Source organism: Pseudoalteromonas sp. T1lg23B, from assembly GCF_002964665.1.
Taxonomy (GTDB): Bacteria; Pseudomonadota; Gammaproteobacteria; order Enterobacterales; family Alteromonadaceae; genus Pseudoalteromonas.
Window position 1 is genome coordinate 1,555,336 of sequence record NZ_PQBZ01000034.1, and the last position, 20,039, is coordinate 1,575,374.

A 20,039-nucleotide genomic window follows, 5' to 3' on the forward strand; every position below is an offset into this window, starting at 1 on the left:
TAACTATGATTTAATATTGTCATAGTTTTAGCTTGATATAACAAATAATAACTAATAAGCCTCAGGGCTTAAACACGGATAATTGATGGGTCATTATGGCTGAAGATAAGCTACAGAAGTATCAACCTCTGATCAAAGAGTTAAAATCGCAGTTGGGCAATCCCGACTTCGATAAGCTGTTTGAGCAAATGACCAAAGATATTTCCAAACCCGATCGATTCTTGCTAAAAATGGAAATGTCTCGCTTATCTCAACCTATCGCGCGTTTTATCGATCTAAGAGGACAGGTTGCAGGTGATGTTAAGCCTTATGAATATGAAGGTAAACAGCACTTTATGGATGATCTGGCTATTGAAGTATTCGAACGTGAAATTGCGCGCCATGGAGGCTATACACTGGCTGTGTATGAAGAAGTAATGCAGACCGAAAACAATTTTCGGGTCATGCAGAAAAAAGCGCAAGATACAGAAAGTCTGGTTCAAGATGTTGTCGAGCAACAACCCGAACACGCCAAGTTAGTGCGTTTTGCCTCCTACGAAAGCCGCATTGAAGAGCGGATGAATTACTCAATTAAAATTTCTATCGAACTGGGGAAAGGTCATCAGGCCACTGGCACCACATCCGATATTTCACTCAGCGGCGCAAAAATTAAACTCTCAGCAAAAGAGCGAGTAAACCCAGGGCAATTAGTGAGTGTCAGACTGACAGGCCTTGAACAAGAGTTTGAATTGGGTCTCAAAGAAGGGATCCAATATGAAGTCATAGCTGTTGAGCCTATTTCTGCTGGGTTTCAGCATGTTAGATTGAAAAGAACCTTTATAGAAAACAGCAGTTCATTTGATGATTTTCTCAATAGCTTTATTCACGGCAATAAACGCCGCTATAAGGTTAATCTAGACAATACGATGGATGCAATAACATGTAAGGGTTACGAGCAATACTATCAACCTAGAGTTAACTCATTATTTGTGTTTCTTTCGCAAAAAGAGCAATTACTGCTACCAACTATTGCATTGACCAATGAAAATAATGCGTTTATCAACTACTACTTTGAAGATGAACGTAAGGTATCTTGTTTATATCAAATTTTCTCTCAGCCTCGTTTGGCGGCGATACTTGCGCTACCGAATGCCGTCAAAGAATCGACATTGTATAGTTTCACGCATATAAAAGACGGGAAAATATACCACTATTCAGCCTTTGATTTTGAGTTGGCTAAACAACCAGACTTGCGTAATTTATTCGTAGCGTACGGCGCTCAAAAAAGCAGTTGGCGTACTTATAAAGTTCAATTGATGCCAAGCCACCATGAAGATGCCTTTATTCCGTTATCACTGCCAGCAAATGCAAGCAAGAATATTGAGAAACTCAACAAGCGCCCAACACCGCGTGTACAAAGTCATATTCAAGATATCAAATACTTACTGTTACTGACTGATATTTCCTCACAGCATCAAAAAGAGGCATATCAAAAAATCAATTTTGATAAAAGCCTAGTCAACAAACTCAAAGTTTTTGGTCGCGGCAAGGCGCTCAATCCACCCAAGCTGGATGTCGTGTCACTTGACTATATAAACCTGCGGGCACACAAGCGGTACTTGTATAAAACATCGGTGATTTTGCACGTTGACGGCGCTCAAGCATGCCAAGGTCACACATTAGATTTTTCCGAAATGGGATTACAAGTAGAACTCGCACAACCGACGAATTTGGTTAAAGGCACGATTATCCATCTGGATTTACCTGATCTACAGAAAATTACTAAGCAATATACACTCAGCAATCTACGCTATGAAGTGGTTGCAGTCAGTAAAGCAAAAACCATTATAAACTTAAAGGTTAGCAAGCTCACTGACCTGCCTCAGGTGGCCAGTGAGTTTTTCAAACTCTTGATTAATAGCAATAAAGACAAATTACAGCCTTGCCAAGAAGCGCCTAGAATACCTGGTTTATCAACGGCACTGAGAAATATGATCACCAAGAGTGTGTGTCAGTTCCCGTTCTATTTACATAAAGAGACATCGCACTTTAAAATTGGAGCTGTAGGGATTGGCCTATACCCAACGCCAATTCACCGACTGCTAATGCATTATCACAACGGTAAACAAGGCCAGTTAAATATGAAGCCGCTTTTTCCTGCGGGCTTTATTGAGAGCCATTTAACTGAAGCGCTGCGTAAGCACAGTCGTAAAAGTAAGCCGTTAAAATACACCCTGTTTGTCGCTTTTGACAGCAAAGAGAAAGACATAAACAAGGCGTTAAAAGGCCAATGTATTACCCAAGACGAGTCTCAAGAGCCGTTATTTTTGTTTCAGAAAAAAACCATAACCAAAAATATCTTGTTTGTATTTCATTTGCACGTGTCCAAAACAGGGCGTCCTGATACAGACTATCTGGCAAACGAACTACGCTATGTGAGCCACTACGCGTTACATAAAGCAAAAGAACTGGAAGAAGGGCTATGGAAAGTAACAGGGGTGTGCGATTTGATAGATGTCACCGATGAACACTTACGTACTTTGGACATCGACACTAAACTTATCGCCGCAATGCGACTAAGAAAACAAACTTGGCTAAAAACATTATTGAATTAAAAGATATAGGGTAAACGCGCCACACTTTGGCTGCACTTACCCTGTGTTTTATTGTGTAATTTACATACACTAAGCCAAGTTACCAAACAACGTCAGTAACGCTATTAATACTAAATAGAACAATATATTGCGCTTCACGAGACGCATCATACAACTTGCTTCGTACGTACAACCAACATATTGCTGCTCTATTTGCTCCGCGGCCAATGCTGTTGAGGTGACTACTCTACGATTTGGTACGTTGAAATCTAAGACATATTTAACCCAACAACTGGTACCTTTTGAAAAGTTACCGATGATCAAATAACCAAAACTGGTCAATCTAGCGGGTATCCAATCAAGCCAATGCAACAGGGTGTCAAACCGAGCTTGTTGTGTTTTTAATGGATGCTCTGAACTCTCAGCCATATCATCAAACAGACTGCGCGTTATCGCATAAAGCACAGCGCCGGGAGCCCCTAGCATGACAAACCAAAATAATACCGCGCAGTAGTGCCGAAAGTTGATCCACACTAAGGTTTGACCAAACCATTCTCCACCTTCTTCAAGCTCAGTACGCTTTTGTCCCATTTGCAATGCATACAAGGTGGCGGCTTCATTATCGCCGCGTGTCAGCGCATTTAAGTAGCCTTTATAGCGTGCTCTTTGCTGAGCGCAACCAAAACAAATCAATAACAAGCAGGTATTCAACACCAGTTGCGCTAAAACGATATCGAATACACTGTAGACAATAGCAACCAAAACACTGGGCACAACCAACCAGACTAATACACCAAACCCAGAACTCATTAAGCTTTTGACTATGCCACTATTAACACTGTGTGTTAAATACCCACTGCTGTAATAACTCATCTGCCAATAATCGCCTTTGGCAGCTAATCGCTCAATCGCCAATGCAAGAATGATCGAAATTAAAATCATGTGTGACTCTTTTATAATTCAAGTTGATGAAAAAATTCAGACCACTGAAATGCAGGTCCGGGATCCGTTTTTCTGCCTGGGGCAATATCACAATGGCCCACTATCCGCTGCTTAGAAATAGCTGGATATGCGGCCATTAGCTCTTTCGTCACGGCCACCAATTGCTGATACTGCGCCTCACTATATGGTGTATTATCAGTGCCTTCAAGCTCAATACCGATGCTAAAGTCATTACATCGCTGGCGACCCTCAAAGCTCGATATACCAGCATGCCAAGCTCGCTTATTAAATGGTACATACTGAAGTACTTGCCCATCACGACGAATAAAACAGTGTGCAGATACCTCCAGCCCTGTTAAATCGCAAAAACTTGGGTGAGCATTACAATCAAGTGTGCCGCAAAACAAATCATCAACATAGGCAGTACCAAACTCTCCCGCCGGCAATGAAATGTTATGGATCACCAATAAAGAGATTGTTTCATGCTCAGGCCTATCATCGTAAAAAGTACAAGGTCGCCTATTTGCATAGCTTAACCAATCTAGTGACATAATATAAAATGAACGCTAATAATCATACTGTTACCTTATCAAGGTTGATATAAATTCACTAGCAGCGATTGTGTAAATGCCCGCAACACAGTAAAATTCGCACTCTCTCCATAATAGCTAAGACAAGTGACAGTACTATGCAAAGCCAACCTATCTCTAATGAACTAATAAGCCAATTGGTAAAACAAGCACTTAATGAAGATCTTAATTATCAGTCAGCGGCTGAGGGAGATATCACGGCGCAGTTAATTCCAGCCACAGAGCAAGCACATGCCTATGTCATCACCCGTGAAGATTGTGTGTTCTGCGGTAAGGATTTAATTATTGAAGTATTCAAGCAAGTGGATCCGCAAGTAAAAGTAGACGTACTCGTTAACGATGGCGATCAGGTTAGCGCGAACGCTAGGTTATTCACCGCATCTGGTTCAGCACGTGCAATTTTAACGGCTGAGCGTACCGCTTTGAACTTTGTTCAGTCTCTGTCTGGCACCGCGACGACAACAGCGCACTATGTCAAAGCCTTAGCTGGCAGCCAAACGCAACTATTGGACACGCGCAAAACAATTCCGGGGTTAAGGGCATTGCAAAAGTATGCTGTTACCTGTGGAGGTGGTAAAAACCACCGCATCGGCCTGTTCGATGCCTTTTTGATCAAAGAGAACCATATTGCGGCCTGCGGTGGTATTGCTAATGCAGTCAGCAAAGCAAAATCGAACCACCCTGACAAACCCGTTGAAGTTGAAGTTGAAAACCTTGATGAGCTAGCACAAGCACTGCAAGCGGGGGCTGATATCATCATGCTAGATAATTTTAGCGTCGATGACATCAAAAAAGCCGTTACATTGACTCAGGGCAAAGCCAAGCTCGAAGTTTCAGGTAATATGACTTTGGAAACACTGAGTACCTACGCACAAGCTGGGGTTGACTTTATTTCCAGTGGCGCACTGACCAAGCACTTGCAGAGCATCGACTTATCCATGCGCTTTGCACAGAAATCAGCATAAATTATTCTAAATATTGCAAATGATTGGTGCTAATTGATTGACAAGCGGACCGTGAAACCGTTAAATACGACGAAAGAATGAGTTTGTTAACAGGTGATAAAAGACACCTTTACCAAACTTATTCGGCATTTCAATAGCAAACGTGCAATCAATTGCTTTTAACGCCTATAATTGGAGCTAGCTAGTTTCAAAACCATAAAGATTTTAATATCTTTCTAACTTAGAATAACTGAGTTAGACAAAAATTCCTTAGGAGACACATCATGGCAAGACAACAACAGGGTGGTTTTACCCTTATAGAATTAATGATAGTAGTAGCCATCATTGGTATTTTATCCGCTGTAGCATTGCCTGCGTATCAAGACTACGTGGCTCGCTCTCAAGCATCGGAAGCGGTTTCACTTTCTGCTGGTGCTAAAACTGCACTTGCAGAATATTATCAAATTAATGGGGCGTTCCCTACCGCTACAACCGCTCCATCTCTTGAAGACTTAGCAGCAACAGGCACTTACTCTGCGCTTGAAGTTCAAGCTGGCGGTACAATAGTGGTAACAATGGATGCCACTAAAGCGGTATCGGCTCTACAAGGTGAAACTTTCACATTCACAGCCGTGACAACAGACAACGCATTTAAATGGACCTGTGTGAGCAGCCTAACCGACGCAAACTTAGTGCCTCAAGGCTGTACAGCAACAGCAGCTTCAACTAATTAAGATTAGAAAGCTGGTTAAAAGCAGTTGCATAGCATCTGCTTTTTCTCCTTACTTTACAGCAGCGGTGTGACATGGCGAAAAATACAGGTGAAAAATCCTTAGACACTTTCCAATGGGTTGGCGTCAGCACCCGAGGCAAGCGCCTTGAAGGAGAGATGACAGGCACCAGCATCGCCTTAGTCAAAGCACAATTACGTAAACAAGGTATCACCCCCTCCAAAGTAAAACGCAAGCCCAAAGCGATTTTTGGCCTTAATCGTAGCCCTAAAATTAGCGCTAAAGACATTGCCGTCACCACTCGCCAAATTGCCACTATGCTCAATGCCGGTGTGCCACTTATTCAAGTGTTGGATATGATAGGCTCAGGCATTAATAATAAAAGCCTTAAAAAACTTATTACCAGTATTGCCGATGAAGTGCGAGCTGGTCAGCCGCTATCTAAATCACTACGTGCCTACCCGCGATATTTCGATGATTTGTACTGTGACCTTGTGCAATCTGGCGAACAGTCTGGATCGCTTGATCATGTATTTGAGCGCATTGCCATTTACAAAGAAAAAGCGGAAGCGCTGAAATCGAAAATTAAAAAGGCGCTATTTTACCCGATCGCCGTCGTTGTTGTTGCCTTGATTGTGACCTCTATTTTATTGATATTTGTGGTGCCGCAGTTTCAGGAGATTTTTAATGGTTTTGGCGCCGAGCTTCCTGCTTTTACGCTCATGGTTATCGCTATCTCAGAGATAATGCAGAAATACTGGTGGATGGTGCTTGGAGTGTTATTTTTCGGCGGCTATCTCTACAAGGAGATGCTGTTTAAATCTAAAGCACTACGCAACTTTAATGACAGATTACTATTAAGATTGCCCGTTGTTGGCGCCATTTTAGATAAAGCAGCGGTAGCACGTTATGCCCGAACCTTGTCGACCACATTTGCCGCGGGTGTGCCCTTGATTGACGCACTCGATTCCGCTGCTGGCGCCTCTGGCAATGCGATTTTCCGTGATGCCATTTTAGATATAAAAAGTGAAGTCAGCTCCGGTAATCAAATGAACTGGGCGATGAGAAATACCAGTGTCTTCCCTGATATGGTGATTCAAATGGTCGCCATTGGCGAAGAGTCAGGCTCACTGGATAGTATGTTGGCAAAGGTTGCCAGCATTTACGAGCAGGAAGTAGATGACTTAGTAGATGGCCTGTCTAGTTTACTTGAGCCTCTGATCATGGCGGTCTTGGGCGTACTGATCGGTGGCCTTATCATTGCTATGTATTTACCTATCTTCCAGTTGGGTTCGGTTATTTAAACCTAGCCCATTAAATCTAAACGAAAAATAAGAACAGTTATGCTAGATGTCTTTGTGTTAATGCAAGCTCAAACTTGGTTTTTTTTACTCAGTGTCGGTTTAATCAGTCTGTGTATTGGCAGCTTTTTAAATGTGGTTATCTATCGACTACCTGTGATGCTACACAAGCAATGGCGCGCCGAGTGCAAATTAATACTAAGCGAGTCCAGCGCTGAGCCTGATGATGCCCAAGCAGAAACATTTAATTTAGCTACACCTAGCTCTCACTGTCCAAGCTGCAATAGCAAAATTAGGTTTTGGCAGAACATTCCGCTGTTCAGCTGGCTGTTACTACGTGGTAAGTGCGCTCAATGCCACACCACGATTTCTGTACGTTACCCATTAGTTGAACTTGGCACCGCATTAGTATCTCTGTTTATCGCTAATCATTTCGGTGTAACTCCACAATGCCTGCTGTATTTAGTGCTGACATGGGCGCTCATCGCGCTGATTTTTATCGATATTGATCACATGTTGTTGCCTGATCAAATAACTCTACCGTTATTATGGCTTTTGTTACTTGCCAGTGTACAAGGGCTAACTATTGCACCTAAAGAGGCAATTATCGGCGCTGCCGTTGGTTACCTTAGTTTATGGAGTGTTTACTGGTTATTTAAATTGGCCACAGGTAAAGAAGGCATGGGCTATGGCGATTTTAAGTTGCTCGCAATTTTTGGGGCTCTACTTGGTTGGCAAGCCATCTTAACCATCGTGTTATTGTCCAGTGTAGTGGGTGCCGTAATAGGCAGTATTCAACTGGCTGTACAAGGTAAAGACAAAAGTACACCAATCCCCTTTGGCCCTTATCTTGCGATTGCAGGATGGATCACCATGCTATACGGTGATGCAATAGAAAATTGGTATTTTAATTTAATTCTAGCATGAGTGATATTATGAGTAATTGGGTGTTAGGGTTAACCGGGGGTATTGGTGCCGGCAAAACCGCAGTCAGTAATGCATTAGCTGATAAGGGTATCGTGATTGTCGATGCAGATGTCATCGCCAAAGATGTTGTCGCCAAAGGAAGTCCTGGACTCAATGCTATCGCCAACAAATTTGGTACTGATATGCTTTTGGCTGATGGCAGGTTGAATAGGGCCAAGCTGCGCGAGTTGATCTTTTCCGATGCGCAAAGCAAAGAGTGGTTAGAGCAGCTGCTACATCCAATGATCCGCACCGAAATTTTAACTCAGCTTAATCAAGCCAATGGTCCCTATGTGGTGCTCTCAGCCCCGCTATTATTTGAAAACAATCTAGATACGCTATGTGATCACACTCTGTTGGTTGACGTGCCTGAACATATTCAAATGGCTCGCACCGCTGCACGTGATAACGTACAAACAGCACAAGTGGAAAAAATCATCGCTGCGCAAATGTCTCGCTCTGAGAAACAAAAGCGCGCAAACACTATACTAAATAATGATAAATCATTAACTGATATGTATAATGAGTTAGAGTTGTTACATCAAAACTTTGTCTCTATTGCATTAAATCATTCAACTGGTAACTCGCACTAAAATGCGACTTGAGCGCGCAAATCAGCGTTAACTCAATATAAGCTTGTTGCTGGTTCATAAGTTTATTTATAACCGATTGATGTAGATTGAAGTAGTTGGTATATCTTTATCTGAGGGCTTATGGAACATCATTCACCATTATTACGCAAATTTATTACGCTTGGTCGCGTAACCCCAGAGCAAATCAAGAATAAGCAACGAGAAGCACAATCAACCGCTGAGCTAATTTGTTTGTGCAGCGGAATAAAAAGCGCCGAGCTTGCTGCGCAATGCTTAGATTTATTTCGTGTGCCATTATTTGACCTCAATGAATTTGATATTGAACAAATCCCTGAAAACCTGATCAACGAAAAGTTAATTCGTAAACATCAAGTGCTCCCGTTGTACAAAAAGGGCCGAAAACTCTATATCGCTGCTTCTGATCCAACTGATTATGGGGCATTTGAAAACTTTGAGTTTAGTTCAGGCCTGCAGTGCGATGTGGTGGTGGTTGATCACAAACAACTAGAAAAGAAAATTGATCAGCTGTTTGACTCAAGCGGCGGGCTTTCACTGAGTGAAGACGAATTTCAAGAGTTTGCTAACCTTGATATCGAAGACGATCAAAAGTCACTACAAAACGTTGAAAATAAAGAAAAAGATAAAGATGATGCCCCCATCATTGTGTATATCAATAAAATATTGATGGACGCTATTAAAAAAGGCGCTTCAGATTTACACTTTGAGCCTTACGAACATAAATATCGTATTCGTTTTCGAATTGATGGTTTGCTGCATGAGATGGCAAGTCCACCAACCTCTTTGTCTACGCGACTTGCTGCACGTATCAAGGTCATGTCTCGTCTGGATATTTCAGAAAAACGCAAACCTCAAGATGGCCGTATCAAATTAAAGATATCGGAACGCAAGAGTATTGATTTTCGTGTCAGCACGATGCCCACCATGTGGGGCGAAAAAATTGTAATGCGTATCCTTGATTCCTCAAGCGCCATGATGGGCATCGATGCGTTGGGCTACGAACCAGAACAGAAGCAAATGTATTTGAGTGCGCTGGACCAACCTCAAGGTATGATTTTAGTAACGGGTCCCACAGGTTCAGGTAAAACAGTTTCATTGTATACCGGTCTCAACATTCTCAATAAGCCCGAACGAAATATCAGTACCGCAGAAGATCCTGTTGAAATCAATCTTGAAGGGATTAATCAGGTTCAGATAAACCCCAAAACTGAAATGACCTTCGCCAATGCGCTCAAGGCATTTTTGCGTCAAGACCCTGATGTGATCATGGTTGGTGAGATCCGCGATTTAGAAACCGCAGAAATCGCTATCAAGGCGGCTCAAACTGGGCACCTTGTTATGAGTACACTACATACCAATTCAGCACCAGAAACACTGACACGACTTCTCAATATGGGAGTTCCAGCGTACAACGTTGCCAGCTCAGTAAACCTAATTATTGCGCAAAGACTGGCACGGCGTTTATGCAACCATTGTAAGGCCCCAGAGACTTTACCTAAGGACGAACTATTAAAGCAAGGCTTCAGCGAAGCACAAACCGCTAGCATCACGCTTTTTACCCCCCAGGGCTGTGAACATTGCACCGATGGCTACAAAGGTCGTGTTGGTATTTATGAAATGGTACCGATCACATCTGAGATTTCGCAAATGATCATGTCAGGTGGCAACTCGATGCAAATAGCACAAATGGCTCAACAACTTGGCTATGCAAATTTAAGAACGTCTGGATTAAGAAAGGCCGCATCAGGCTTAACGTCTTTGAGTGAGATCAACCGTGTCACCAGCTTTTAATGACACGGTTCTAGCATCTAAGAGTTAATTTAATTAGACTGTCGCCACACTACTTCAAGGGAGCTTTCTATGCCCACAATCGTAAAATGCCCAACCTGCCAAAATGATGTAATTTGGTCTGAGCAAAGTCCTAACCGCCCTTTTTGCTCAAAGCGATGTCAACTGATTGATTTGGGCGAGTGGTCGTTTGAAAACAATAAGATCTCAACCGCCATCACTTCAGATACCCAAATGGACGTACAAGATCAACAAGAAATGATCGAAGATATTGAAGCAATGTTGGCAAAGCAAGAAGATTCTTTTTTCCAATAAAATATAAACTGTCCGTGAGAGGGCTCCCTCTCACGGGCGGTCACTAAGTTACTTCTAGTTACTTTCCATCTTATGGTGTCTTTCCATTTCGCGATGCTTCATCTTAGCCAACTTGTCACGTTGCTCTTGATTTAACACCTGCCTGATTTGATGTTTGCTCTTCAATTTTGCAAGCAATGCTTCATTCTTTGCTTCGCTACGTTTAGCAATCAACGCTTTGGCCTGTTGCTCATCAAAGTAATCATTTTCCATCAATGCTTTAAATTCATCTTTGTGTTCAACGCGTGATGTTTTTAACGCTTTCATTGCTGTCTTTTTCTGTTCAAGGATTTGAGCTATCTTGTCCTGCTGCGCCTGAGTTAGGTTGAGCTTTGCAGCTGCTTTTTCAGTGAGTAAAAAATGTTTATCATGATGTCCGTGCCCAGCTTGGGCTAAAGAAGTAAATAATAACGTACCTGTAAGCGCTAATACGCTCAATGTTGATGTCACTTTCATAGGGTGTTCCTCTGGGTTATCAATGAATACGTTGTTAGCTTAATCGCTCTGATGCAAAGCAACGCAAAGCAATGTAAAGGCTGTGTAAAGATCTGCAATTTAATATTTTGCAAGGTAAACTACTCTTATAGACCCATGAAAAAAGACGTTATGAGTAAGCTGCTATTAATTGAAGACGATCACACTTTGAGTGATTTATTATGTGAGTACCTAAGCGCTCAAGGCTGTGACGTGTCTCAGGCCTTTGATGGTGAAGCAGGTTTACAACTGGCGACCAGTGAATCATTCGATGTTATCTTGCTTGATGTCATGCTGCCTGTGTTAGATGGTTTCGAAGTCCTTAAAAAACTCAGAGCAACGCACTTAACGCCCGTTATTATGCTTACGGCCAAAGGGGATGACTTTGACCGCATATTTGGTCTTGAATTGGGCGCTGATGATTATCTGCCAAAACCCTTTAACCACAGAGAACTACTCGCTCGTATACATGCAATTGGTCGCCGGATTGATTATGTAAAACAAGCAAGCCAACAAACGCAGCTCATGAATATCAATCACGTCACACTCAATGAATCTGCACGCCGAGTGAGTGTAGATGGTCATGAACTTACACTAACAGGCACTGAATTTGCGGTCTTGTATCAGCTCATGAGTCATGTTGGTAAGGTCGTCAGTAAAGATACATTGAGTCAACACGTACTTGGTCGGCGTTTGGCACCTTTTGATCGCTCCATTGATGTACATGTCAGTAACTTGCGTAAGAAAATAGCTAAATACAATGATTGCAATTGTATACAGACCATCAGGGGCAGCGGCTATGTTTTCTTGGATCAGTAATATTCAAAAGTGCTGCCAAAAGGCGCGCCAAAGCATTCGTCCATCAGGACTGTTTTTCCAAGCTTTTTTGGGGTTTTGGCTCACTATTATCAGTATTCTAATATTACTTGTTGCACTCAGTCAGCTACAGCCTGAGCGACTTGAAACGAAAGCGCTAAAAGGAAAGTTGTTAGATTCTCTGGTCCATCTACAACACAATATCGATAGGTTGGTAAACGTCAAACACAAACCTCTTGAGAAGGTCATTAATCATCCAAGGTTTAACGAACATAAATGGCTGTATTTAGCCCATTCAAATATAGAGCAAAGCCTGACATCACAGCCTAATAAGCACAACTTAGACTTGTCTTTACTGCACTTTGATGAACCGCAAGCTCCCCAATTTATCGCCACAGAGCGCTACTTTGCTTACGGCCCTTTTGAAATCAATGCTGAAGGTGAACGTTATCAGCTTTTCCAAATAAAGCCTTTGCGTGAACCGCCTTTGTTAATGCGTATGAAAATGCTGCCCTTTTGGCTCAAAGCACTCGCAGTACTGTTACCCTCCGTACTACTGAGTATCCTTTTTAGTCGTCGTCTAGTTGCCCCGCTCAACTCTTTAGGAAGCAGCGCGAAAGCACTGGCATCAGGGGAGCTTACAGCGCGAGTGCAAATACCCAAGCATCGCCACGACGAAGTTACCACGCTGATGTATGACTTCAATCATATGGCAGACAAGCTGGAGCAAAGCGTTAACACACATAAGCAGCTACTGGCGGACGTATCCCATGAACTGCGCTCTCCACTTACTCGCTTGAGTCTGGCCAATGCACTGGCTCAGGACAACGCAAACGAACAACAACTCGCCTATTTGACTCGAATTGAAAAAGAAGCCCAATGTCTGGATAAAATGCTGTCTGATATTTTAACACTTTCACGTCTGGAGCACGGGCAGCAGACATTGCATATGCAGCAGGTCAGTATGGCAACCTTACTTGATAACTTACTACTAGATGCGCATTTTGAAGCCGAGCAAATGGGTAAAGAGTTGAAGGTTACAACACTGCCAAAACTGACGTTAGAGTGTGATGGAGAGTTACTCAGCAGTGCGATTGAAAATGTACTGCGCAATGCCATCAAGTATGCGCAGCAAACTATAAGTATGTCCTTTTCAGTAACAAATAATCAGGTTGAAATTTGTATCACTGATGATGGAGAAGGTGTATCTGATGATGCACTCCAACAGCTGTGCCAGCCTTTTTTTCGCACCAGTCAGTCGCGAAACCGTGACAGTGGTGGAATTGGACTAGGCCTAGCCATTGCCAAACGTGCTATTTTCGCGCACCATGGTACTTTGACGTTTAAACACAATCAGCCCCATGGCCTTTTAGTGATAATGACACTACCGATATGAACTTTTATAGCTACAGCTCCGCATTGGCGCTACATCATGGCGACATCGAAAAACACTGGCAACAATCCCAGCAAGGCTATTTTGTTGGTTCTTCTGGGCGTTTATTTTACAGCTACCACGTACCCGCAGCAGCTAAATACAGTGTAGTACTGGTCAATGGTCGTATTGAATCTGCATGGAAGTATCAAGAGCTGCTTTGGGAGCTAGCACAAAATAGCGTCGCCGTTTTTACCTATGACCATATTGGTCAAGGGTTATCTGAGCGATTGACTGCCAACCCTCAAATTGGCTATGTAAAACAGTTTTCAGACTATAGTGATGACTTAAACACCTTCATTGATAAGATTGTGCGACCAGCACAAAAAGGTGAACTCTTTATATTGGCGCACTCCATGGGCGCAGCTATTACCTGTGACTACCTAGCTCGCCATGATAACCACATCAGCGGAGCCTTCTTATCTGCGCCTATGTTTGATATTCATACCCACAATACCCCGTATCAACTCGCAAAGTGGATAGCTAAAATAGGCTGCTGGCTCGGATTAGGTAAATTTTATGCGGTTGGACAAAGTAATTACCTCAACCTACCGTTTGATGAAAACCAGCTCACTCACTGCCATACACGCTATCAACGCTTTCGAACATTATATCAAAATGAGGCCGAACTGTGCTTAGGTGGTGTAAGCTTTGGCTGGCTCAATCAAGCTTTTAAATTTATCAGCTCCATACCTAAGCTAGATATTCATTGCCCGATATTTATTGCCAGCGCAGAACAAGACGAAGTGGTTGATAATCGCGCCCAAGCTGCTTTTGTACAAAGCCACCCAACGGCGCAATTACACACCTTTGCAGGTGCCAGACATGAACTTTTATGTGAGCAAGATGCTATCCGTTATGGGGTGATGGAGCACTTTTATCAATTTTGTGATGACTTAGCTTTTACCGCCAAAGACACAGGATCCTGATGTATAAGTACATCCAAGTCACCTTCAAAAGCCTGTTGAATTATCTCAACCACCTCATCAGATACCGCGTGAGCGCGCATCAAAGGCATATCATCATCCAGTTCTAGATGTAATTGGATAAACTTTACTTTACCACTTTGGCGGGTGCGTAAATCATGTACGCCATATACCTCGTCATGACTAGAAGCCAATAGCACTATTTCGGCTTTCTCTTCATCAGGAAGCTCCTTATCCATCAAGTGAGCTGCACTTTCTTTCGCAATGTCCCAGCAATTGTAAAGTAGGTAGCCTGCAACTCCGATGGCAAAAATAGGATCCGCATTGGACATCCCGTAATAGGAAAGTAGGATTGCCACTAAGACCGCCAAATTCAATAAAACATCTCCCTTATAATGCAATGAGTCTGCTTTTACAGCGACTGAATGTGTACGTTTGACCACTTGATATTGGACCATAACCACCAACAAGGTACAGACAATGGCAAACAAACTCACCCATACGCCAAGCAAAGAATGTTTAAGTACGACGGGATTGAACATCCGCTCTATAGCGTGAAATGAAAGTAAAATGGCCGACCCCGCGATAAATGCAGCTTGCCCTAGCCCAGCCAACGCCTCCGCCTTACCATGCCCAAAACGGTGTTCATCATCGGCAGGACGCAACGCATAACTTAATACCAGAAAGCTCATCATCGAGGCGCTAATATCCAGTAATGAATCTGTTAGAGAGCCCAGCATTGAAGCGCTTCCAGAAGCTAGCCACGCCCAACATTTGGTCGCTATCATTAAACTCACCATTATCATAGTGAATATGCTCGCAAAGCGAACGAGTACATCATAACTTGGTTTCACAGCTTCCCCAGTATTGTTATTTCATGCAGACTTGCAAAAGTACCTACCATTTCAATAGTGTACAGTTTAGCTAAATGAAGTGAAATATTGATGACATATAAGCGTAAAACAATACACAAAGCTTACTCATAACTTGCCATTTCGCTATACTAAGCACAGCTAATTTTTCGAGGTTATTATGTTAGATATTGTGCTTTACCAACCTGAGATCCCACCCAATACGGGAAACATCATTCGCTTATGTGCCAACACAGGCTATGCGCTACACCTTATTGAGCCTTTGGGATTTGAATGGGATGACAAGCGTGTTAAACGTGCCGGATTGGATTATCACGAGTTTAGCAATGTGCAACGACACGCCTCGTTTGAGGACTACCTGCAAGCTCGTCAGCCAAAACGCGTATTCGCTTGCACAACCAAGGGTAAAAAATACCATCATCAGCCTGAATATCAAGCAGGAGATTGCCTGCTTTTCGGCCCAGAAACACGTGGCTTACCTGAAGAAATTATTTTCTCATTACCTGAAGAGCAACGTCTGCGCATTCCTATGCGCCCAGACAGCCGCAGCATGAACTTATCCAACGCAGTGGCCGTATTTGTATACGAGTCTTGGCGTCAGCTAGATTTTGCTAATGCCACATAAAAAAAGCGGAATTTACTCCGCTTTTTGTTCTCTTCCAAGCAGCGCCATGGCTGCTTCTTTTACATCTTTTTGCTGATATAGCACTTGATATATTTGCTCAGTAATGGGCATTTCAATACCACTGCGTTGGGCAAGTAAATACACTTCTTTGGTATTGCGATAGCCCTCTACAACCTGACCAATGCTCTGCATAGCCTCATCAACGCCAAGACCTTTACCTAGCGCTAGACCAAAACGGCGATTACGAGATTGATTGTCCGTACAGGTCAAGATTAAGTCGCCCAAGCCTGCCATACCCATAAAGGTTTCCGAACGCGCACCCAGCGCCTTGCCTAAGCGACAAAGTTCCGCAAGCCCCCGAGTAATGAGAGCAGTGCGCGCATTAGCACCGAAGCCAAATCCGTCAGACATACCTGCGCCAATCGCAATGACATTTTTCACCGCGCCCCCAAGCTGAATACCAATGAAGTCATCATTACTATAAACCCTAAAAGAGCGTCCACAGTGTAATAACTTAGCAAGTTCAGAGGCAAAATCCGTATCGGTCGCAGCGACAGAAATCGCGGTGGGCAGACCTGCTGCCATTTCTTTAGCAAAGGTTGGACCTGAAAGCACCGCCAAAGGAACCTTGTCGCCCAATTGCTGCAGCGCCACTTCTTGTAACAAACGTCCGGTATCGGGTTCTAACCCTTTCGTTGCCCATGCCACTTTTGCGTTGGGTAAAAGATCATCACGAATTAGCGCTAGCGTGTCAGCAAACGCGTGGCTTGGCACCACCAGCAATACAATTTCACTGGCTTGCACGGCACGCTTTAAATCACTTTCAAGCTGTAATGACTCAGGAAACTGACAATCAGGTAAATAACGCTGGTTTCTACGCTCAGCTGCAAGCGTCGCAACGTCGTCTTTGTTTCGCCCCCACAATGTCACTTTATGACCATTTCGGGCAAAACAAATAGCAAGGGCGGTGCCATAAGACCCCGCCCCTAATACAGTTACAGCTGACTGAACTGAACTCATTGATTAAGCGTCAGCAGTTTGCTCTGCCTGCGCTGCTCTTTGCTGCATGTACTGAGCAAATAGCGCGTCGAAGTTAACTGGTGCTAAGTTTAACTGCGGGAACGTACCACGGTTTACTAAGCTTGCAACAGTTCACGAGCATATGGGAAAAGAATGTTTGGACAGAAAGCGCCAAGCATGTGTGCCATTTGTACTTCCTCTAAATCAGCAATAGAGAAAATACCCGCTTGTTGAATTTCACATAAGAAAGCCGTTTCTTCACCGATTGTCGCAGTTACAGTTAACGCAAGTACAACTTCATAGATGTTGTTGTCTAGCTTTTCTGAACGCGTATCCATATCTAGCTTAACTTCTGGTGTCCACTCTTTTTGGAAAATCGCAGGTGAGTTAGGCGTTTCAAAAGAAACATCTTTTGTGTAAATGCGTTGAATGTTGAATTGTGCGCCTTGTTGTTGTTCTGCTGCTGCGTTTTGATTTTGATCTGTCATGAGTGTTCCTAGATTCTTTAGATTTTATTAAATGTAGTTTTAAATATTAAGCAAGGCGTTTAACTCACCTTTTGCTTCAATGGCCATCATATCGTCACAGCCACCGATGTGGTTATTGTCGATAAAAATCTGCGGTACGGTGTAGCCACCGTTCGCTTTCTCTATCATTTCATCACGTAACTCGGGCTGCTTACCAATATCATATTCGGTGTACGTGACACCTTTTGCATCAAGTAATGCTTTGGCACGATGGCAAAAAGGACAATAGTCTTTTGTATAGATCACAACTTGTGTCATATGTGCTCCTCATTATTTTCCATTTGTGGTCGGTAGCCCAGCACTTTGCCAAGCGCCCATACCGCCGTTGAGCACATAGACTTGCTCATATCCTGCTTTATGCATAGTGTTTGCTATGCCCGAGGCTGTCATGCCTGTAGTACACACAAGTATAATGGGTTTGTTTTTGTGCTTTTCAAGACCCGCAAAGTCACTTTGTTTCGCTTTTTCAGCACTTAGCTGTATCGCCCCTGCAATTCTGCCCGAGTTAAACTCCTTTACAGGACGAATATCAACAACTTGACCTTCTTCTCTGTTTACCAGCAAAGTCAGTTGTTGAGGGTTGATCTGTCTAATGGCTGAAAATTTACTTTTGAACCAGCTGGCGACAATCAAAATCACCAAAGCCAGCCAGATAATGCTCAAAATAGCATTATTACCAATAAATTCGATGTATTGTTCCATGCACCTTCCAACTTAACAGTGTTGAATGCTTTGCCTCTGTCTAGCTCAAGCACCCATATAATGAATAGCCTCGCAGTATACATTTTGCGATCCTTTCGGTATAGCCCTTTGTGGTGAACAGTTATTGCCATAATGCAAGCACTCAACTTTGAAAACCGTCATCAAGTTGAGGATAAATCATAGCGGCAGGGCTGAATATTTACACAAAACAAGGTATGCTAATGGCGATAATTTTGTCGTGCTTAAGTGTCAATCCATCTCTGAGACACAAATAACGAGATAAGTTCTAAAGGAGCCCAAATGACAGCACAAAAAAAACCACTGGTTCTAATGATTTTAGACGGTTGGGGTTATAGAGAAGAATCCGAAAGTAACGCTATTCTAGCGGCCAATACCCCAGTGCTAGACAATTTATGGCAAAGCAAACCTCGCACGCTCATCTCTGGCTCGGGGTTAGATGTAGGACTTCCCGATGGTCAAATGGGTAACTCAGAGGTAGGTCACGTTAACCTTGGCGCAGGCAGAATTGTTTATCAAGATTTTACCCGCATCACTAAAGCAATTGATGACGGTGAGTTTGAACACAATCCCGTATTGTTAGAAAGCATCGACAAAGCGGTCGCTGCTGGAAAAGCCGTTCATTTAATGGGGCTGTTAAGTCCAGGTGGTGTACATAGTCATGAAGATCATATTGTCGCAGGCATCAAACTAGCGGCCCAGCGTGGTGCAAAGGCTGTTTATTTTCATGCATTCCTAGACGGTAGAGATACTCCCCCTCGTAGCGCTCAAGCATCAATTGAACGCATCGAAGCGCTGTTTGCACAACTCAACTGTGGTCGTTTAGCGTCTATTGTTGGTCGTTATTATGCAATGGATAGAGACAACCGCTGGGATCGAATCGAAGCGGCATACAATTTGATGGTCTGCGCAGAAGGTGATTTCACATTCGATGATGGCGTTACTGCGCTAAATGCAGCCTATGCACGCGATGAAAATGACGAGTTTGTTAAAGCCAGTGTGATCCAGCCCAATGATGCGGCGCCTGCCACCATCAATGATGGTGACACGCTGATTTTTATGAACTTCAGAGCGGACAGAGCTCGACAAATGACGCGAGCATTTGTTGATAGTGAGTTTGCAGGCTTTAGTAAAAAAGTCGCGCCAGCATTAAGCGCCTTTGTGATGATGACAGAATATGCCGCAGACATAAAAGCTCCCGTAGCGTTTGCTCCTGAAGCACTTAACAATGTATTGGGTGAGTGGCTAGCGAAACATAATAAAACGCAATTACGTATTTCTGAAACAGAAAAGTACGCACACGTCACATTCTTCTTCAGTGGTGGCAGAGAAGCTGAGTTTGAAGGTGAAAAGCGAGAACTTATCCCTTCACCGCAAGTAGCAACTTACGACCTACAGCCTGAAATGAACTCTGAGCTACTCACCGACAAATTAGTCGAAGCCATTCATAGCGGCGAGTATGACGTAATCATTTGTAACTATCCCAATGGCGATATGGTAGGACATTCTGGCGTATTTAGCGCAGCAGTGAAAGCCTGTGAAGCTGTTGATAAATGTGTCGGCCGAGTGATCAGTGCTCTCGAAGAGGTAGGTGGCGAAGCTTTGATAACTGCCGACCATGGAAATGCCGAACAAATGACCAATGCTAAAACAGGTCAGGCACATACCGCTCATACTTCAGAGCCCGTGCCATTTATCTATGTGGGTCGAGATGCTCAACCACACAGTGGTAAAACTCTCAGTGATGTAGCACCGACTATGTTACACCTACTAGGCATGGAGCAACCAAGCGAAATGACTGGTACACCAATAATGACCTTGAAATAA

General features: G+C 43.3%; 20 protein-coding genes and 1 pseudogene. 13 read left to right on the forward strand and 8 right to left on the reverse strand.

Annotated elements, in window-relative coordinates:
- The first annotated feature begins 95 nt into the window (after positions 1-95).
- Entirely contained in the window at positions 96-2,594 is a 2,499-nt protein-coding gene (locus C2M32_RS15550; protein ID WP_105169204.1) for a PilZ domain-containing protein, read from the forward strand.
- Positions 2,595-2,663: 69 nt separating this feature from the next.
- Here the strand turns inward: C2M32_RS15550 and ampE are convergent, their stop codons facing one another.
- Positions 2,664-3,515 (reverse strand): beta-lactamase regulator AmpE, encoded by an 852-nt coding sequence (gene ampE / locus C2M32_RS15555; protein WP_105169205.1) that lies wholly within the window; start codon positions 3,513-3,515, stop codon positions 2,664-2,666.
- Positions 3,516-3,526: 11 nt separating this feature from the next.
- Positions 3,527-4,066 (reverse strand): 1,6-anhydro-N-acetylmuramyl-L-alanine amidase AmpD, encoded by a 540-nt coding sequence (gene ampD / locus C2M32_RS15560; protein WP_105169206.1) that lies wholly within the window; start codon positions 4,064-4,066, stop codon positions 3,527-3,529.
- A 137-nt stretch (positions 4,067-4,203) separates the two neighbouring features.
- On the opposite strand from ampD, the gene nadC reads away from it, so the two are divergent.
- The 7 genes from nadC to yacG all read left to right on the forward strand — a co-directional run bounded on the left by nadC (position 4,204) and on the right by yacG (position 10,761).
- Positions 4,204-5,070, forward strand: coding sequence for a carboxylating nicotinate-nucleotide diphosphorylase (gene nadC / locus C2M32_RS15565; protein ID WP_105169207.1), 867 nt, complete (start codon positions 4,204-4,206; stop codon positions 5,068-5,070).
- Between the two features lie 263 nt (positions 5,071-5,333).
- Positions 5,334-5,783 (forward strand): pilin, encoded by a 450-nt coding sequence (locus C2M32_RS20880; RefSeq protein ID WP_105169208.1) that lies wholly within the window; start codon positions 5,334-5,336, stop codon positions 5,781-5,783.
- A gap of 71 nt (positions 5,784-5,854) precedes the next feature.
- Positions 5,855-7,084, forward strand: a complete 1,230-nt coding sequence (locus C2M32_RS15575; RefSeq protein WP_105169209.1) for a type II secretion system F family protein — start codon at positions 5,855-5,857, stop codon at positions 7,082-7,084.
- 39 nt (positions 7,085-7,123) lie between these two features.
- Complete coding sequence (locus C2M32_RS15580) at positions 7,124-8,008, forward strand: prepilin peptidase (protein ID WP_105169210.1); 885 nt, start codon at positions 7,124-7,126, stop codon at positions 8,006-8,008.
- Between the two features lie 8 nt (positions 8,009-8,016).
- Positions 8,017-8,640, forward strand: coding sequence for a dephospho-CoA kinase (gene coaE / locus C2M32_RS15585; protein WP_105169324.1), 624 nt, complete (start codon positions 8,017-8,019; stop codon positions 8,638-8,640).
- 120 nt (positions 8,641-8,760) lie between these two features.
- Positions 8,761-10,449 (forward strand): type IV-A pilus assembly ATPase PilB, encoded by a 1,689-nt coding sequence (pilB, locus tag C2M32_RS15590; protein ID WP_105169211.1) that lies wholly within the window; start codon positions 8,761-8,763, stop codon positions 10,447-10,449.
- A 69-nt stretch (positions 10,450-10,518) separates the two neighbouring features.
- The gene (gene yacG, locus C2M32_RS15595; RefSeq protein ID WP_105169212.1) at positions 10,519-10,761 is read left to right on the forward strand and encodes a DNA gyrase inhibitor YacG; all 243 of its coding nucleotides are present in this window, start codon (positions 10,519-10,521) and stop codon (positions 10,759-10,761) included.
- 54 nt (positions 10,762-10,815) lie between these two features.
- Here yacG and C2M32_RS15600 read toward each other — a convergent pair whose 3' ends face one another.
- Entirely contained in the window at positions 10,816-11,256 is a 441-nt protein-coding gene (locus C2M32_RS15600; protein WP_105169213.1) for a Spy/CpxP family protein refolding chaperone, read from the reverse strand.
- Positions 11,257-11,406: 150 nt separating this feature from the next.
- Here C2M32_RS15600 and C2M32_RS15605 point away from each other — a divergent pair, with 150 nt between their 5' ends.
- The 3 genes from C2M32_RS15605 to C2M32_RS15615 are packed head-to-tail and all read left to right on the forward strand — an operon-like array spanning position 11,407 to position 14,451.
- Positions 11,407-12,093 (forward strand): response regulator transcription factor, encoded by a 687-nt coding sequence (locus C2M32_RS15605; RefSeq protein WP_105169325.1) that lies wholly within the window; start codon positions 11,407-11,409, stop codon positions 12,091-12,093.
- On the forward strand, positions 12,074-13,486 hold the full coding sequence (locus C2M32_RS15610; protein ID WP_158678238.1) for an ATP-binding protein: 1,413 nt from the start codon (positions 12,074-12,076) through the stop codon (positions 13,484-13,486). Before C2M32_RS15605 ends, C2M32_RS15610 begins: the two co-directional genes overlap by 20 nt.
- Positions 13,483-14,451: an alpha/beta fold hydrolase gene (locus tag C2M32_RS15615; RefSeq protein ID WP_105169215.1), complete on the forward strand. Its 969-nt coding sequence runs from the start codon at positions 13,483-13,485 to the stop codon at positions 14,449-14,451. Before C2M32_RS15610 ends, C2M32_RS15615 begins: the two co-directional genes overlap by 4 nt.
- Here the strand turns inward: C2M32_RS15615 and C2M32_RS15620 are convergent.
- Positions 14,403-15,236, reverse strand: a complete 834-nt coding sequence (locus tag C2M32_RS15620; RefSeq protein WP_234401311.1) for a cation diffusion facilitator family transporter — start codon at positions 15,234-15,236, stop codon at positions 14,403-14,405. The two genes, C2M32_RS15615 and C2M32_RS15620, sit on opposite strands and share 49 nt — an antisense overlap.
- Positions 15,237-15,480: 244 nt before the next feature.
- Between C2M32_RS15620 and trmL the strand changes: the two genes are divergently transcribed.
- Positions 15,481-15,945: a tRNA (uridine(34)/cytosine(34)/5-carboxymethylaminomethyluridine(34)-2'-O)-methyltransferase TrmL gene (gene trmL, locus C2M32_RS15625; protein ID WP_105169216.1), complete on the forward strand. Its 465-nt coding sequence runs from the start codon at positions 15,481-15,483 to the stop codon at positions 15,943-15,945.
- 12 nt (positions 15,946-15,957) lie between these two features.
- On the opposite strand, the gene gpsA is transcribed toward trmL, so the two are convergent.
- The 4 genes and pseudogenes from gpsA to C2M32_RS15645 all read right to left on the reverse strand — a co-directional run bounded on the left by gpsA (position 15,958) and on the right by C2M32_RS15645 (position 18,194).
- Positions 15,958-16,965, reverse strand: a complete 1,008-nt coding sequence (gene gpsA / locus C2M32_RS15630) for an NAD(P)H-dependent glycerol-3-phosphate dehydrogenase (RefSeq protein ID WP_105169217.1) — start codon at positions 16,963-16,965, stop codon at positions 15,958-15,960.
- A 3-nt stretch (positions 16,966-16,968) separates the two neighbouring features.
- Positions 16,969-17,453 (reverse strand): annotated as a pseudogene (gene secB / locus C2M32_RS15635) (protein-export chaperone SecB).
- 39 nt (positions 17,454-17,492) lie between these two features.
- On the reverse strand, positions 17,493-17,750 hold the full coding sequence (grxC, locus tag C2M32_RS15640; RefSeq protein WP_105169218.1) for a glutaredoxin 3: 258 nt from the start codon (positions 17,748-17,750) through the stop codon (positions 17,493-17,495).
- Between the two features lie 12 nt (positions 17,751-17,762).
- Positions 17,763-18,194 (reverse strand): rhodanese-like domain-containing protein, encoded by a 432-nt coding sequence (locus tag C2M32_RS15645; protein WP_105169219.1) that lies wholly within the window; start codon positions 18,192-18,194, stop codon positions 17,763-17,765.
- A 300-nt stretch (positions 18,195-18,494) separates the two neighbouring features.
- On the opposite strand from C2M32_RS15645, the gene gpmM reads away from it, so the two are divergent.
- A complete protein-coding gene (gene gpmM / locus C2M32_RS15650; RefSeq protein WP_105169220.1) occupies positions 18,495-20,039 on the forward strand; it encodes a 2,3-bisphosphoglycerate-independent phosphoglycerate mutase in 1,545 nt (514 codons plus the stop codon).